Annotated in this window: 18 protein-coding genes; 11 read left to right on the top strand and 7 right to left on the bottom strand. The window is 43.4% G+C overall.

The genetic code is table 11. The annotated features are described in order from the left end of the window. On the bottom strand, nucleotides 1-842 hold an 842-nt coding region (locus tag B4033_RS06220; protein WP_286832721.1), incomplete at its 3' end, for a SulP family inorganic anion transporter. A gap of 218 nt (nucleotides 843-1060) precedes the next feature. On the opposite strand from B4033_RS06220, the gene B4033_RS06215 reads away from it, so the two are divergent. Further along, the gene (locus B4033_RS06215) at nucleotides 1061-1672 is read left to right on the top strand and encodes a glutathione binding-like protein (RefSeq protein WP_004812313.1); all 612 of its coding nucleotides are present in this window, start codon (nucleotides 1061-1063) and stop codon (nucleotides 1670-1672) included. Between the two features lie 72 nt (nucleotides 1673-1744). Here the strand turns inward: B4033_RS06215 and B4033_RS06210 are convergent, their stop codons facing one another. The 5 genes from B4033_RS06210 to B4033_RS06190 form a co-directional block, all read right to left on the bottom strand. Then, complete coding sequence (locus B4033_RS06210) at nucleotides 1745-2527, bottom strand: thiazole synthase (protein ID WP_103800052.1); 783 nt, start codon at nucleotides 2525-2527, stop codon at nucleotides 1745-1747. 14 nt (nucleotides 2528-2541) lie between these two features. After that, the gene (gene thiS, locus B4033_RS06205) at nucleotides 2542-2739 is read right to left on the bottom strand and encodes a sulfur carrier protein ThiS (RefSeq protein WP_004812315.1); all 198 of its coding nucleotides are present in this window, start codon (nucleotides 2737-2739) and stop codon (nucleotides 2542-2544) included. Between the two features lie 28 nt (nucleotides 2740-2767). Continuing rightward, nucleotides 2768-3133 carry a DUF423 domain-containing protein gene (locus B4033_RS06200; RefSeq protein ID WP_286832718.1) on the bottom strand — a complete coding sequence of 122 codons (366 nt, stop codon included), beginning with the start codon at nucleotides 3131-3133 and terminating at the stop codon, nucleotides 2768-2770. A gap of 118 nt (nucleotides 3134-3251) precedes the next feature. Next, nucleotides 3252-4121, bottom strand: a complete 870-nt coding sequence (gene rpoH, locus B4033_RS06195) for an RNA polymerase sigma factor RpoH (RefSeq protein WP_004812317.1) — start codon at nucleotides 4119-4121, stop codon at nucleotides 3252-3254. A gap of 141 nt (nucleotides 4122-4262) precedes the next feature. Continuing rightward, nucleotides 4263-4496, bottom strand: a complete 234-nt coding sequence (locus B4033_RS06190; RefSeq protein WP_180184269.1) for a sulfurtransferase TusA family protein — start codon at nucleotides 4494-4496, stop codon at nucleotides 4263-4265. Between the two features lie 383 nt (nucleotides 4497-4879). Between B4033_RS06190 and B4033_RS06185 the strand changes: the two genes are divergently transcribed. Next, nucleotides 4880-5095, top strand: coding sequence for a cold-shock protein (locus tag B4033_RS06185; protein WP_004280099.1), 216 nt, complete (start codon nucleotides 4880-4882; stop codon nucleotides 5093-5095). Between the two features lie 98 nt (nucleotides 5096-5193). Then, nucleotides 5194-6345, top strand: coding sequence for an ATP-dependent RNA helicase RhlB (gene rhlB, locus B4033_RS06180; protein WP_004812320.1), 1152 nt, complete (start codon nucleotides 5194-5196; stop codon nucleotides 6343-6345). A 58-nt stretch (nucleotides 6346-6403) separates the two neighbouring features. On the opposite strand, the gene B4033_RS06175 is transcribed toward rhlB, so the two are convergent. Continuing rightward, nucleotides 6404-6784, bottom strand: a complete 381-nt coding sequence (locus B4033_RS06175; protein ID WP_004812322.1) for a hypothetical protein — start codon at nucleotides 6782-6784, stop codon at nucleotides 6404-6406. A gap of 259 nt (nucleotides 6785-7043) precedes the next feature. Here B4033_RS06175 and B4033_RS06170 point away from each other — a divergent pair, with 259 nt between their 5' ends. The 8 genes from B4033_RS06170 to purF form a co-directional block, all read left to right on the top strand. Next, the gene (locus tag B4033_RS06170; RefSeq protein WP_004894177.1) at nucleotides 7044-7625 is read left to right on the top strand and encodes a nitroreductase family protein; all 582 of its coding nucleotides are present in this window, start codon (nucleotides 7044-7046) and stop codon (nucleotides 7623-7625) included. Nucleotides 7626-7653: 28 nt separating this feature from the next. Beyond that, nucleotides 7654-8727, top strand: a complete 1074-nt coding sequence (locus B4033_RS06165; RefSeq protein ID WP_005221617.1) for an NAD(P)H-dependent glycerol-3-phosphate dehydrogenase — start codon at nucleotides 7654-7656, stop codon at nucleotides 8725-8727. Between the two features lie 79 nt (nucleotides 8728-8806). Then, a complete protein-coding gene (locus B4033_RS06160; RefSeq protein ID WP_111810428.1) occupies nucleotides 8807-9262 on the top strand; it encodes a phosphoglycerate mutase family protein in 456 nt (151 codons plus the stop codon). A 29-nt stretch (nucleotides 9263-9291) separates the two neighbouring features. Further along, complete coding sequence (gspL, locus tag B4033_RS06155) at nucleotides 9292-10431, top strand: type II secretion system protein GspL (RefSeq protein WP_286832716.1); 1140 nt, start codon at nucleotides 9292-9294, stop codon at nucleotides 10429-10431. Then, entirely contained in the window at nucleotides 10431-10910 is a 480-nt protein-coding gene (gspM, locus tag B4033_RS06150; protein WP_071320483.1) for a type II secretion system protein GspM, read from the top strand. Before gspL ends, gspM begins: the two co-directional genes overlap by 1 nt. A 90-nt stretch (nucleotides 10911-11000) precedes the next feature. Then, nucleotides 11001-12002, top strand: coding sequence for a quinone-dependent dihydroorotate dehydrogenase (locus B4033_RS06145; RefSeq protein WP_004812335.1), 1002 nt, complete (start codon nucleotides 11001-11003; stop codon nucleotides 12000-12002). A 5-nt stretch (nucleotides 12003-12007) separates the two neighbouring features. Further along, complete coding sequence (locus tag B4033_RS06140) at nucleotides 12008-12589, top strand: CvpA family protein (protein WP_004812336.1); 582 nt, start codon at nucleotides 12008-12010, stop codon at nucleotides 12587-12589. Between the two features lie 24 nt (nucleotides 12590-12613). Beyond that, on the top strand, nucleotides 12614-13744 hold a 1131-nt coding region (purF, locus tag B4033_RS06135), incomplete at its 3' end, for an amidophosphoribosyltransferase (protein WP_286832712.1).

Genomic DNA, 13744 nt, shown 5'->3' with positions numbered 1-13744 from the left:
CCAATCATGGCACAACCGGCCATTCCACCCATAAAACCGCTGACGATATTGGCCATACCCTGACCACGGCATTCCTGATGGCGGTCACTTTCAGAATCGGTGACTTCATCGACTACAGTGGTGGTCATCATGGTCTCAAGTAAACCGACAGTGGCCAAAGTCGCTGAATAGGGAAAAATAATTTGTAGTGTTTCAAAGTTCAGCGGAATTTCTGGAATCAAGAAAACTGGTAAGGTATCTGGAAAATGCCCTAAGTCACTCACGGTACGCATATCTGATCCGAGGACAAGAGCCAGACCGCTGAGGACGATAATACAGATCAGTGGAGAAGGGATGGTTTTACCAATTTTCGGAAGATAAGGAAATAAATAGATAATTGCCAAACCGATCGCAACAAACAGATAACCGGTCGCATCCATTTTTTGCATTTCCGGGATTTGCGCAACAAAAATCAGAATTGCCAAGGCATTCAAGAAGCCATAGACCACTGATTGCGAAACAAAGCGCATCAATTTGGCAACTTTAAATGAACCGGCAATTACCTGAATAATCCCGGTTAATACAGTGGCAGCCAGTAAGTATTGCAGACCATGTTCCTTGACCAAAGTAATCATGAGGAGTGCCATCGCACCAGTTGCTGCCGAGATCATTGCTGGGCGACCACCGAAGAAAGCAATAGATACCGCGATACAGAAGGATGCATATAGACCGACTTGGGGATCGACACCAGCAATGGCAGAAAACGCAATCGATTCTGGAATGAGGGCTAATCCGACCACCAGGCCAGCCAGAACATCAGTGCGGATATTGGAAAACCATTCTTCTTTTTTCAGACTTATCACAGAATTTCATCATTTCACTTTTAACCCCGCGTATCTTAATCGTCCTGGTATAAAAATCCACACAAGAATGACTTGAAAATGTCTGGAATATACTCAATATTGAAGAAGTAAATGTCTTTTGGCGGCAGTTACGCTTTTTTGCAATTTACAGGTTTGATCACTTGAAAGTTTGTTAGAAGCGATTTAAAACATTGAGAAGTAGATAACAAGGATCAGAAATGAAGCTTTACTATGCACCTGGTGCATGCTCGTTGGCAGCACATATTATTTTAAATGAAATTAATGTTGATTTTGATTTGGAACGTGTTGATTTAAAAACACATAAAACTGAGAAAGGCACAGATTATTACGAGATCAATCCAAAAGGCTATGTTCCAGCACTGGAAATTAACCCGGGCCTGATTCTGACTGAGAACGTTGCGATTCTTCCATTTCTGGCACAACACGATCCAAAACAAGATTTAATTCCTCCATCAGGTATGGGACGTGCCAAAGTCCTGGAATGGTTAGGTTACCTAAACTCAGAATTACATGATGCTTATGCAGTGTTCTTTGGTGCGCCAATGGATGAGGAAGCCAAGAAAAAGGCGTATGCAGAAATTGACCGCTTATTAAGTTACATTGATAAAGCCATTGGTGAATCAGACAATGATTACCTGGTGGATGATAACTTTGGACCAGCAGATGCTTATCTGTTTGTACTTACTAACTGGTCAAATCATATCGAACACGATTTGACACCTTATAAAAATATCATTCACATTCGTAATAAGGTCGCAGAGCGTCAGTCAGTACAGATTGCTATGCGTGATGAAGGATTGATTCCTTAATACACCGCAGCAAATCAATAAAGGACTCGATTGAGTCCTTTATTTTTGCACTTAATTTTCTTATCAACGAATTTATTTAAAGAAATAACCTGTCTCAGGCGAGCTGGCATTGGCCATACGCTTACGTGGCATGCGACCCGCTAAGAATGCTTCACGACCAGCTTCTACTGCTTTACGCATGGCAGATGCCATTAAGACTGGATTCTGTGCTGCTGCAATGGCTGTATTCATCAACACACCATCACAACCGAGTTCCATCGCAATTGCTGCATCACTGGCTGTGCCGACACCAGCATCGACTAGTACAGGCACTTTGGCATTTTCCTTAATGATAGAAATGGTATGAGGATTAAGAATTCCCAGACCTGAGCCGATCAGACTTCCCAAAGGCATGATCGCAACACAACCCATGCTTTCCAGTTCCTGCGCCACGATTGGATCATCTGACGTATACACCATAATTTCAAAACCATCATCAATCAGGGTGCGTGCTGCTTTTAAAGTTTCAGTGATATTTGGATATAAGGTTTTTTCATCACCCAGAACTTCCAGTTTTACCAGGTTATGACCATCCAGCAGTTCACGTGCCAGCATACAGGTGCGTATAGCACTGTTAGCATCAAAACAGCCAGCGGTGTTAGGCAGAATGGTATATTTTTCGGGTGGAATCACGGATAGTAGATTCGGCTGGTCTGGATGCTGACCGATATTCACGCGACGGATTGCAACCGTAACAATTTCAGCACCACTCGCCTGAATTGCCTGATCTGTTTCCTGTAAGTCTTTATATTTTCCTGTACCAACTAACAGACGTGACTGGAACTGGCGTGAGCCAATTTGAAGTAAATCTTGCATAGTATTTCCGAACCTTAGCCGCCACCGACAGCGTGAATGATTTCGATTTTGTCTGCCTCACAGATTGGCGTTGCTGCCAGTCTACTTTTGGGAACGATCATTTCATTGACTTCAACGGCATAGCGCTTACCTTCAAGCGCAAGGTGCTGAACCAGTTCCATTAAGGTGGTGCAGTCAGTCTGTTGTTGTTCGCCATTGATATAGATGTTCATTTTGGCACCCTCTGAATTTGATCAGTTCTTACTTGATATATTTAAATGCATTCCAGGCCAGGGCCAGCCAGCCTGCGATCATCAGTGCGCCTCCGATCGGGGTAATTGCACCCAAACCACGCGGTAAACCAAGTGCCATAATATAAAGTGAACCACTGAACAGTAAAATGCCCAATTGAATCAAAATGAAACTTGGTTTAATCGGCAACTGTGGAATCACTTTTGCCAGAATGCCTAACAGCAACAAGCCCAGCGCATGATAGAAAAAGTAATCGGTTGCAGTCTGCCACCAGCCAAGCTGTGCTTCAGTTGCACGTGCTTTCAAGCCATGCGCACCAAAAGCACCCAGCATTACGGCAAGGGCCAGGTTAATCGCTGAAATTGCAATCCACATCTGAACTGATCTTCCTGTAAATTTTGCGCTTAACCTTAGCATAAAAGTACGGGTTGAAACACCGTCTTAAAAGACAAAAAAGCCTTCAGATCTGAAGGCTTTATACAGGACATGAAATCTAGTTGGAAGACATCGCAACTTTAATTTTTTCCATGGCATTCTTTTCCAGCTGACGAATACGTTCGGCAGAAACATTATATTCTGCGGCAAGCTCATGCAGGGTAGATTTTTCATCATCCAGCCAGCGACGCTGCAAGATGTTACGTGAACGGTCATCTAGTTGTTCCATGGCATCGTGCAGGGCAGCTGTACTTTGTTCTTCATAATCTTCATTTTCAATCAGACGTGCCGGATCATAACGGTTATCTTCCAGATACAGCGCTGGAGCGACATGACCTGAACCTTCATCGTCATCATCACCTGAAGCTTCAAATGCTGCATCATAGGCAGTCAATCGACCTTCCATTTCCAGAACCTGTTCGGGGGTCACATTCAGGTCACTGGCAATTGATCGAGCTTCATCTAAGGTCAGCTTTTTAGATGACTTTTTCAGACTACGCAGGTTAAAGAACAGTTTGCGCTGGGCTTTAGTTGTCGCAATTTTGACAATACGCCAGTTACGGATTACATATTCGTGGATTTCAGCCTTAATCCAGTGCACGGCAAAGGAAACAAGACGAACACCCATATTCGGGTCAAAGCGTTTAACCGCTTTCATTAAGCCAAGGTTACCTTCCTGAATCAGGTCACCTTGAGGCAGGCCATAACCTGCATAACTACGTGCAATATGGACTACAAAACGCAGGTGGGACATCACCAGCATTTTTGCTGCATCTAGATCCTGGTCATAGAAATATCGGTCTGCCAACTCTTTTTCTTGTTCGGCAGTTAAAATAGGAATCTGATTGACAGTACTAATATAAGCACCGAGATTGACACCTGGCGCCGATAATGACAGGGGCATCAATTGATTGCTGCTGTCACTCATGTGTTCTCCTTGAGGAATAACGGGATCATTCCCAAATCTAAGATTTATGTTAATCCAATCTCCAGTCAAATGATGGATATTTGGGTAGAGATATGTAAACTTTTATACGAATGTGGAGATAAATAGTTTAATTGAAAATTTTTAAGATTCAATTATGTAGTGAAACTCCACGTCGGAAATTTGTTGCATATCATACTTCAGCTGATTTAACTCACAGTAACGCGAAACATCAATCTGGCTGTGTGGATCTGATGATTTCAGCAGAAAGGTTTCGCCGGGATGGCTTTTCAGGGCACGCTTTAACATCAATAGCGGCATAGGACAGGGTTTACCCATGGCATCGACGGTGCGAATCTGATCTGCGTTGTCAATCATTTCCGTAATATTCATTCGATTTTAAAAGGGGTCTAAATATTAGCAAATAGGATGCCAAATCCCAACTTTTTTAAAAAAATATAAACGAAATAATAATTAAAAAAACCTTATGCAAATTTCTGAAAAAAATAGCGAAATCAATTAGAACAAACCTAAAAAAAGGCTATTAATTGTTATAAACCCATGTTAAGCTCGATGAGTTAGTGGGATTTTAGATAAACAAATTGATTGTTTTTCATCCTGCAAATAAATGGATGTAACCGGGATTTTGTTAATAGTTTTACAGAATGATTACAAGCTTAAAAATAATATTTTCAAACTTGTTTGCTCTGCTGTTTGCAACACCGGGTGGTCCTTCTTTTCGGTACAACGAGGATTAACTTATGACAGCTGCTCGCGAACAAGGCGTAGTTAAGTGGTTTAACGATACTAAAGGCTTCGGCTTTATTCAACGCAATGGTGGTGATGACGTATTCGTTCATTTCCGTGCAATCCAAGGTGACGGTCACCGTTCACTTCGTGATGGCCAACGTGTTGAATTCAGTGTTGTAAAAGGCCAAAAAGGCTTCCAGGCTGAAGAAGTTCAACCATTAGACTAATCTTCGGATTAAGCTAATAAAACGCCCCAATATAAATTGGGGCGTTTTTTGTTTATACTGTCTGTATCTTAGTGATTATCTATTTAGAGCACCGCTTTATGTCATCTGGTTTTGAAACCTTAAATTTACATCCTAATCTAAAACAAGCGATTGATGCTTTAGGCTTTTCTTCTATGACGCCTATTCAGGAGAAGGTTTTAAAATTCACATTGGCAGGTCACGATGCAATTGGTCGTGCGCAAACGGGTACGGGCAAAACAGCGGCCTTCCTGGTGAGTATCATCAATGATCTATTAAATAATCCTGTTCAGGAACAGCGTTACCGTGGTGAGCCACGTGCACTGATTCTGGCACCGACTCGTGAACTTGCACTACAAATCGAAAGTGATGCGCATGAGCTGACCAAGTTTACTGATCTGAGCGTCGTGACGCTGCTTGGTGGTGTGGATTTTGACAAGCAAAAAGCACAGCTCGATAAGGCACCTGTGGACATCATGGTTGCTACTCCAGGTCGCTTGATTGACTTTGTTGAACAAAAAGAAGTTTGGTTAGATCAGATTGAATTCCTGGTGATTGATGAAGCAGACCGCCTGCTGGATATGGGCTTTATCCCTTCAGTGAAACGTATCGTACGTTTCTCGCCACGTAAGGAACAGCGCCAAACTTTGATGTTCTCGGCAACTTTTAGCTATGACGTATTGAATCTGGCACAACAGTGGTTATTTGAACCCGTAACGGTTGAAATTGAGCCAGAAAAGAAAACCAATGCGGACGTTGAACAACGTGTATATATGGTTGCCAAGGCAGATAAATATAAACTGCTACAAGACATTTTGCGTGATGAACCGATTGAGAAGGTCATGATTTTTGCCAACCGTCGTGATCAGGTGCGTAAACTCTATGATCATCTGAAACGTGACAACTATAAAGTGGTGATGCTGTCTGGTGAAATTGCCCAAGACAAGCGCTTAAAAATGCTGGACCAGTTTAAAAATGGAAAACACAATATCATGATCGCAACTGATGTAGCAGGTCGTGGTATTCATGTGGATGGTGTATCGCATGTAGTAAACTTTACCCTGCCAGAACAGTCTGATGATTATGTACACCGTATTGGTCGTACTGGACGGGCCGGGACTCGTGGTGTCAGTATCAGTTTCCTTTCGGAAGATGATGCGTTCTATCTGCCAGAAATTGAAAAAGCGATTGGTCAAAAATTACCATTGACCCGCCTGGAAGGCTATTGCTAATTTCCAGTTCGTAAAAAACCGCTCAATGAGCGGTTTTTTTTAGCTAGTTAAAAAGGCTTTAGTTAGACTGGCAACGGAAAGTCAGGGTAGTTTGGTAGTCATCATCTGAATTGATGCTATTGCCTGTACCTGCAATATTACCAAGTACTGTGGCAGCAGCCTGAATGATCTGCCCGGTCTGCTCATCTACCACGCCTTTCAGTGCGCCATCATAAGTGGACTGTTCATCTACAATAATAGCTGTTGATCGTGAACCACATGTTTTAGAGGCGGCGTTTACGGCATTATTTTTGGCAATGACTTGGGTCTTACCTAATCCGGTAACTTCGAATTGATTATTTTCTTTGCGGATTGCAGTTGTGTTGGTTGGATTAGTACTACACGCAGTCAGAGCGAGTGCAGTGGCAATAGCTGCACCCATTGTTAATATTTTTGTCATGTCTAAAAACCCGTCAAGATCAGATAATCGTATAATTAATCACATAATAATCTTTAGAATTTGTACAGCATGTATAAATTTGGAAATTTTCAGTATTAGCCATGTCATTCTCGTAAACGCTATTTAATGATTGTTATCAGAAACGAAAACAGTGAGCTAAATGTATCTGAGCAAGAAGAATAAAAATGAAGGATATAGAGAATCCCAAGATGAATATGCTAATCTTGAATACAGTTTTTAAGTATAGAAATACAAGGCAATGACCGAATCAACGATCGAAATCGTTCATCAGAATATTCATCAACGTCAATCTATTGGTCAGCTGATTGCCCCGGCACCCAATGCTGAACAGCTGGAAATAGCCTTTCAGGCTGCACTGACTGCACCAGATCATCACCGTTTAAAACCTACTGAATTTGTAGTTATTCCAGATGATAAGCGTGAAGCTTTTGGTGAGTTATTGTCTCAGGCATTAATCGATCTGGGTCAAACTGAAGCTGCTCAGATTGAGCGGGTAAAACATCATCCTTTCCGTGCACCTTTACTGGTTCTGGCTTTGACCCGTTTAAAGGATCATCCCAAGGTGCCGCATTTTGAGCAGATTCTGAGCTCTGGTGCCGCAATTCAGAATTTCTTATTGTCTCTGCAAGCTCAAGGTTTTTCGACCATGTGGCGTAGTGGTGCTGTAGTAGAATCTCTATACTTTAAACAGGCTTTAGGAATTTCAGGTGATGATCTGGTTTCAGGCATCATTTATATTGGAACTGCGGCAAAAACTATTGCGCCACGTGCAGAAATCCATACAGAAGCATTTGTCAGCCAGTGGAATCCATCACATTAATTTGGCTAGATAAGGATATTAGAAACACATGTCAGAATTAAAATTTTCAGATCTGGTTGAACCTGTAGAAATTGATCGTAAGACTGCATTGCGAATTACAGTGTTGGGTGGTGGTAGTTTTGGTACAGCAATGGCAAATACTGCAGTACGCAATGGCTGCGACACCATGATCTGGATTCGTGATGAAGCCACGGCTGCGGATATTAATGCCACGCATATGAACAAGCGTTACCTGCCAGATTTTCAGCTCGAGCCTGCATTGCTGGCAGTTTCAGACTTAGAAAAAGCAGTACGTGATCGTGACATTATTCTGGTGGCAATTCCAAGTCATTCCTTCCGTGATGTACTGAAGCAGATTAAGCCTTTTATTAGCTCTCAGGCCGTGATTTCACTGACCAAAGGTATTGAAGCGAAAACCTTTAGTTTTATGAGTGATATCATCCGGGAAGAATTACCTGAAGTGCCTTATGGGGTCCTTTCAGGCCCGAACCTGGCGAAGGAAATTGTGGCGGGCCAGCCAGCAGGGACTGTGATTGCAAGTGATTCTGAACTGGTGCGTTATGCAGTACAGCAAGCTTTGCACAGTGCTTTATTCCGTGTCTTTGCCAGCGATGACGTACATGGGGTAGAGCTTGGTGGTGCGCTGAAAAATATTTATGCAGTCGCAATGGGGATGGCAGCCGCCTATAACGTCGGTGAAAATACCAAGAGTATGATTCTGACCCGTGCCTTGGCAGAAATGAGCCGTTTTGCGGTGAAGCTTGGTGCGAATCCATTGACCTTCCTGGGGCTATCGGGTGTAGGTGATTTATTCGCTACCTGTAATAGTCCGTTAAGCCGAAACTATCAGGTTGGTTATGCGCTGGGTAAAGGTAAAACTCTGGAACAGGCAACTACTGAACTGGGTCAGACGGCGGAAGGGATTAATACTATTGTACAGGTAAAATCACGTTCAGAAGAACTGGATGTATACATGCCAATTACTTGTGCACTGTATGCTGTGATCTTTGAAGGTGCACCGCCGATGAGTATTGCAGTGTCTTTAATGAAAAATGGTCATCGCAGTGATGTGGAATTTGTCTTGCCACATCATCAAGTCTGATTTATAAGTGATGGAACTGTATGATCAGTCTCATATTATGACCTGATCAGCAGCTTGAATGAACGAATAGGGAAATGGTATGCAACTGACACTCGTGCGTCATGGCGAAGCAGCTCCTCCGGTAAATGGTAACGACACCAAGCGTCCTTTGACCGAACGTGGACATCTACAGGCAGAACAGACTGCTCAATACCTGAAAGATGTCGTTAAACCTGAAGTCTTTGTAGTAAGTCCTTTGCTTCGTGCTCAGGAAACTCTGGCGCATTTGCAGGCTTTCTATAAAGATGTACCAGTGGTGATCTGTAATACCATTAAGCCGGATGATGATGCCAAAGTGGCTGTGGAGTGGTTGTCTCAGTTACCGTATGAATCAATTGTCGTGGTTTGCCATATGAATGTGGTGGCACATATTGCTTCCATTCTGACAGCGGAGTCTTTCCATCCTTTTCATTTGTCAGAAGCTCGCATTTATGATCAGGCAGTGATTGCAGCAGGTTTATCGACACAGTTAAAAAGCTTTATTCCAACAGTATAAAAAACTATTAAAACGGCAGAACACAATCGATGTTGTATTTATGGATGCCAGAAGCCAATGGGGTTTGGCAATGGTCAGATGGGGAATTCTGGAAAAGTGCAGATACACTTGAGCAACTGATTCAGGAAATCCAGGGGCAACATGGGGTAGAGGCAACGGTCTTTTTCCCGAGTCGTCATGTGCAGATTTTGCAGCAGAGCATGTCCAAAGCCCAATATAAGAAAATGGGGCAGGAGGCAATCAAGTATCTGCTGGAGGAATATGTCATTCTACCGGTTGATGCGATGAAGGTGCTTCATCATTTTCAGCAGCCCGATCAGCTCAGTGTATTGGGAATTTCCAATTCAACTGTAGAAACCATGCAGCATGTATTGAACCTTCTTCCGGTCAAGGTCACGGCATTATTGCCAGATTTTCTGGTCCTGCCTGTTCCAGAAGAAAATCAACGTGTATTGGCGGAACTTGCTGGGCGACTACTGGTTCGCGAATCGGAATATGTGGGTCATTCGGTGGATGACCTGAGTCTTTATCTGGATTATCAGCCTAAAGATGTAAATTACAAGGTGAGTAACCTGAATGACGCTCAGCTGCGTAGTCTGGAAGCTGTTGTTACCCATGATCAGGTTGAGTCGTTTCAGTACAGCCTTCCCCAGCTGAAAAAAGCCAAACAGCATCCTTTTAATGTCTTGCCTAAAGCCAAGTCAGATACGCCAGTTTCCGGTTACTGGAAAGCCTGTGCTGCTGTGTTTTTTGGTATTCTGGTGCTGCAGTTTAGTTATGATGCTGTGCGCTGGTATCAATATAAAAAGATTGCCAATCAGACTGCTTCTCAAGCGATTGATCAGTTCAAATACTGGTTTGGTCAGAACTATCCTGTAAACGAGCAGAATATCAAAAGCCAGTTTGAAGGGCAGATGCGTTTAAGTCAGGTGGCGAATACTCAGGCTTTTGATCTGATTAGTCGGGTGGGGCCGGTATTAATGCAAAACCAGATTATTGCGCAGCGGGTCAGTTATGATACTTCAAGTCTGAATATGGATCTGCAGGCGAACTCTTCTGATGCATTAAGCACTTTGACCCGTCAGCTGACACAGCAGGGTTTTAAAGTTGAACTGGGTAATGTACAGGCCAATGGTGCAGGTGCGATCGGATCGGTGAGAATACAATAATGAAAATGCTCGACAATATTCAAATCCGGCTGGACCAGCGCATTGAACGCATTACAGATTATCTGGATAGCCTGAGTACTCGTGAACGCTATATGGTGATCTTTACCACGATTTTTGTCATCGTGGCTGCAGTCGGTTCAGCACTATTTTATATGCACAGAGCTGCGGATACCCAGCAAAAGCGCCTGAATACCTTAAAAGATACTTTAGTGTGGATGCAGAGTAATGCAGCGACCATGAAGCCAGCAGGCGATCTGCAATTAGATGCCTCAGAAAAAGTGCAGCGTGCTGCCCAGCAGCAGGGGTTGTCGGTTTCATCCCAGCAGCAGGAAGGTAAAATTTTACTCAATGTCAGTCATGAAAATTATTCTGTACTGGCTAATTTTCTGACCCAGCTGGCCCAGAGTGGCTTAACTGTTGAAAAAATGGAACTTATCAGTGATGCCGGACAGATTAAATTAACAGCGACTGTCCTATAAACGGTAAAAATAAAGATTTGCAAAGCATGGTTTTTTTACCGGGCTGTGACTATAATATGCCGACTTAAAAAGCAGTAGACTTTTCTAGATATGTTGTATTCTCTAGCCCGCCCTTTGTTGTTTTCTTTAGCACCAGAGCGTGCACATGAGCTGACACTATCACTGTTGAAATCCTCCCATGCCATGGGAATGATGCGTCAAAACGTTGCTTCTAAACCAGTGACCTGTATGGGAATCGAATTTCCGAATCCGGTAGGTCTGGCGGCAGGGTTGGACAAAAATGGTGCCTATATCGATGCCCTTGCAAGTCAAGGCTTTGGTTTTATTGAAATCGGTACTATTACCCCGCGTCCTCAGCCCGGTAATCCGGAACCCCGACTGTTCCGTCTGCCAAAAGCGAAAGCCATTATTAACCGTATGGGTTTTAATAATGAAGGCGTGGACAAACTGATTGAAAATGTTAAAGCTGCAAAATTCAAAGGTGTTCTGGGGATTAATATCGGCAAGAATGCTGTAACTCCGGTTGAAAATGCAGTTGATGATTATTTAATCTGTCTGGAAAAGGTATATAATTACGCTTCCTACATTACTGTTAATATTTCCTCTCCCAACACAAAAAACCTGCGTAGCCTGCAAAGTGGTGATGCGCTCACTGAGCTGCTGGAAACGCTAAAAAACCGTCAGCTTGAGCTTGCTCAAGAAAACCAGCATTATGTACCTCTGGTCTTGAAAGTTGCACCAGACCTAGAAGCTGAAGATATTGCATTTATTGCTCAGCAATTGCTGCAATTCAAGATTGATGGTTTGATTGTGACCAATACGACCTTGTCTCGTGAAGGTGTTGAAGGTCTGGAGCATGCTGAAGAAGCAGGCGGTTTGTCGGGTGCGCCGGTCTTTGAGAAAAGTACGGCGTGTTTAAAAGCCTTTGCAGATGTGCTGCAAGGACAAATTCCATTGATTGGTGTGGGTGGTATTCTTTCGGGTGCCGATGCCGCTGCCAAAAAGCAAGCTGGTGCCAGCCTTGTACAAGTTTATAGTGGCCTCATATATACAGGTCCGACACTTGTAAAAGACTGTGTTGAAGCATTCTGAATTCTATGACTGCCATTGACATCTTTTTACTGTTTATACTGCTCATTGGAGGGCTAAACGGTTTGCGTCAAGGATTTATTAAAGCCTTTGCGAACTTAGCTGGCTGGATTTTTGCGCTCATTGTAGCAGCGAAATATTCAACACTACTTGCGCCTTCCATGACTGCTCTCAGTACAGATCCAGTGGTACAAAAAATTGCAGCATTTGCTTTCATCGTCCTCATGATTGTGGTTCTGACCTGGATAGTAACCTTCTTGCTCAACCGTGTGATGAAAACCCTGAAACTGGGACCTTTAAACCGTCTTGCAGGTGGGGTGTTTGGTAGCCTGAAAGGGCTGCTGATTGTCCTGATCACCATGCAGGGAATCGGGCCGTGGGTAGAAAGCTCACCACACTGGAAACAGTCCAAAGTAATTCAGACTTTGCTTCCTTATGCGCCATGGGCGACCCAGATGTCCAAAGATGCTGCAAACGAAGCCCTACAACATATCAAGTCGGAAGATTCCAGAAAATCTTCAGATGTATCGGCTGAGCCTGCTGTAAAAAGCAAATCATCGGCTGAGTCTACGAATAATCCTTTTTATTAATCCTAGCTTGTCTGCGAGGTTGCTATGTGTGGAGTGGTTGGTATTGCTGGTAAATCAGCTGTTAACCAAATGTTGTTTGATGCATTAACGATGTTACAACATCGTGGACAGGATGCAGCTGGGATTGTAACTTGTCATGAAGGTCGCCTGTTCCTTCGTAAAGATGTTGGTATGGTGCGTGATGTATTCCATACCCGTCATATGCGTGCATTACAAGGTAATTACGGTATTGGCCATGTGCGTTATCCAACTGCGGGTACCTCAAGTAGTGCTGAAGCGCAGCCGTTTTATGTGAACTCTCCTTACGGGATTACGCTGGCACATAACGGTAACCTGACCAATGCTGAAGAAATTCATGATGACCTGTTCAAGACTGACTTACGTCATATGAACACCGATTCTGATTCAGAAGTTCTGCTCAACGTATTTGCGCACGAATTGCAGAAGCGTGGCAAACTGGTACCGACCTCTGAAGATATCTTCCATGCCGTAACACGCGTGCATGAGCGCTGCAAAGGTGGTTATGCAGTTGTTGCCATGATTACAGGTCAAGGAGTGGTTGGTTTCCGTGATCCTAATGGTATCCGTCCGTTGATTTACGGTTCGCGTGAAACTGAAAACGGGATGGAATATATCATCGCTTCTGAATCTGTAGCGATTACAGCGTTGGGCTTTAAAGTTGAGCGTGATATCGAGCCAGGTGAAGCTGTTTTTATTGACTCTGAAGGGAACTTCTTTACCAAGCAATGTGCTGCAAAGCCAGAATACCGTCCATGTATCTTTGAATATGTGTACTTTGCGCGTCCAGATGCAATCATTGATGGTATTTCAGTGTATAAAGCCCGTCTGAAAATGGGTGAGAAACTGGCCCATAAAATCCTGCGCGAGTGGGGTGATGAACATGATATCGATGTGGTCATTCCAATTCCAGATACATCACGTACTTCTGCGCTTGAACTGGCAAATACGCTGGGCGTGAAATTCCGTGAAGGTTTCATGAAGAACCGTTATATCGGTCGTACCTTCATTATGCCTGGTCAGCAACTGCGTAAAAAATCAGTACGTCAGAAGCTGAACCCGGTTGAGCTGGAATTCCAAGGTAAAAACGTTCTATTGGTCGATGACTCAATTGTTCGTGGTACCACGTGTAATGAA

It is taken from the genome of Acinetobacter sp. UBA3132 (assembly GCF_002364825.1).
Lineage (GTDB): Bacteria > Pseudomonadota > Gammaproteobacteria > Pseudomonadales > Moraxellaceae > Acinetobacter > Acinetobacter schindleri.
This window is presented reverse-complemented; position numbering and strand designations above follow the sequence as displayed.

Coding starts and splice junctions, on each gene's coding strand:
- B4033_RS06215 (WP_004812313.1), top strand. CDS start 1,061: ATGAAGCTTTACTATGCACCTGGTGCATGCTCGTTGGCAGCACATATT.
- B4033_RS06210 (WP_103800052.1), bottom strand. CDS start 2,527: ATGCAAGATTTACTTCAAATTGGCTCACGCCAGTTCCAGTCACGTCTG.
- thiS (WP_004812315.1), bottom strand. CDS start 2,739: ATGAACATCTATATCAATGGCGAACAACAACAGACTGACTGCACCACC.
- B4033_RS06200 (WP_286832718.1), bottom strand. CDS start 3,133: ATGTGGATTGCAATTTCAGCGATTAACCTGGCCCTTGCCGTAATGCTG.
- rpoH (WP_004812317.1), bottom strand. CDS start 4,121: ATGAGTGACAGCAGCAATCAATTGATGCCCCTGTCATTATCGGCGCCA.
- B4033_RS06190 (WP_180184269.1), bottom strand. CDS start 4,496: ATGATTGACAACGCAGATCAGATTCGCACCGTCGATGCCATGGGTAAA.
- B4033_RS06185 (WP_004280099.1), top strand. CDS start 4,880: ATGACAGCTGCTCGCGAACAAGGCGTAGTTAAGTGGTTTAACGATACT.
- rhlB (WP_004812320.1), top strand. CDS start 5,194: ATGTCATCTGGTTTTGAAACCTTAAATTTACATCCTAATCTAAAACAA.
- B4033_RS06175 (WP_004812322.1), bottom strand. CDS start 6,784: ATGACAAAAATATTAACAATGGGTGCAGCTATTGCCACTGCACTCGCT.
- B4033_RS06170 (WP_004894177.1), top strand. CDS start 7,044: ATGACCGAATCAACGATCGAAATCGTTCATCAGAATATTCATCAACGT.
- B4033_RS06165 (WP_005221617.1), top strand. CDS start 7,654: ATGTCAGAATTAAAATTTTCAGATCTGGTTGAACCTGTAGAAATTGAT.
- B4033_RS06160 (WP_111810428.1), top strand. CDS start 8,807: ATGCAACTGACACTCGTGCGTCATGGCGAAGCAGCTCCTCCGGTAAAT.
- gspL (WP_286832716.1), top strand. CDS start 9,292: ATGTTGTATTTATGGATGCCAGAAGCCAATGGGGTTTGGCAATGGTCA.
- gspM (WP_071320483.1), top strand. CDS start 10,431: ATGAAAATGCTCGACAATATTCAAATCCGGCTGGACCAGCGCATTGAA.
- B4033_RS06145 (WP_004812335.1), top strand. CDS start 11,001: ATGTTGTATTCTCTAGCCCGCCCTTTGTTGTTTTCTTTAGCACCAGAG.
- B4033_RS06140 (WP_004812336.1), top strand. CDS start 12,008: ATGACTGCCATTGACATCTTTTTACTGTTTATACTGCTCATTGGAGGG.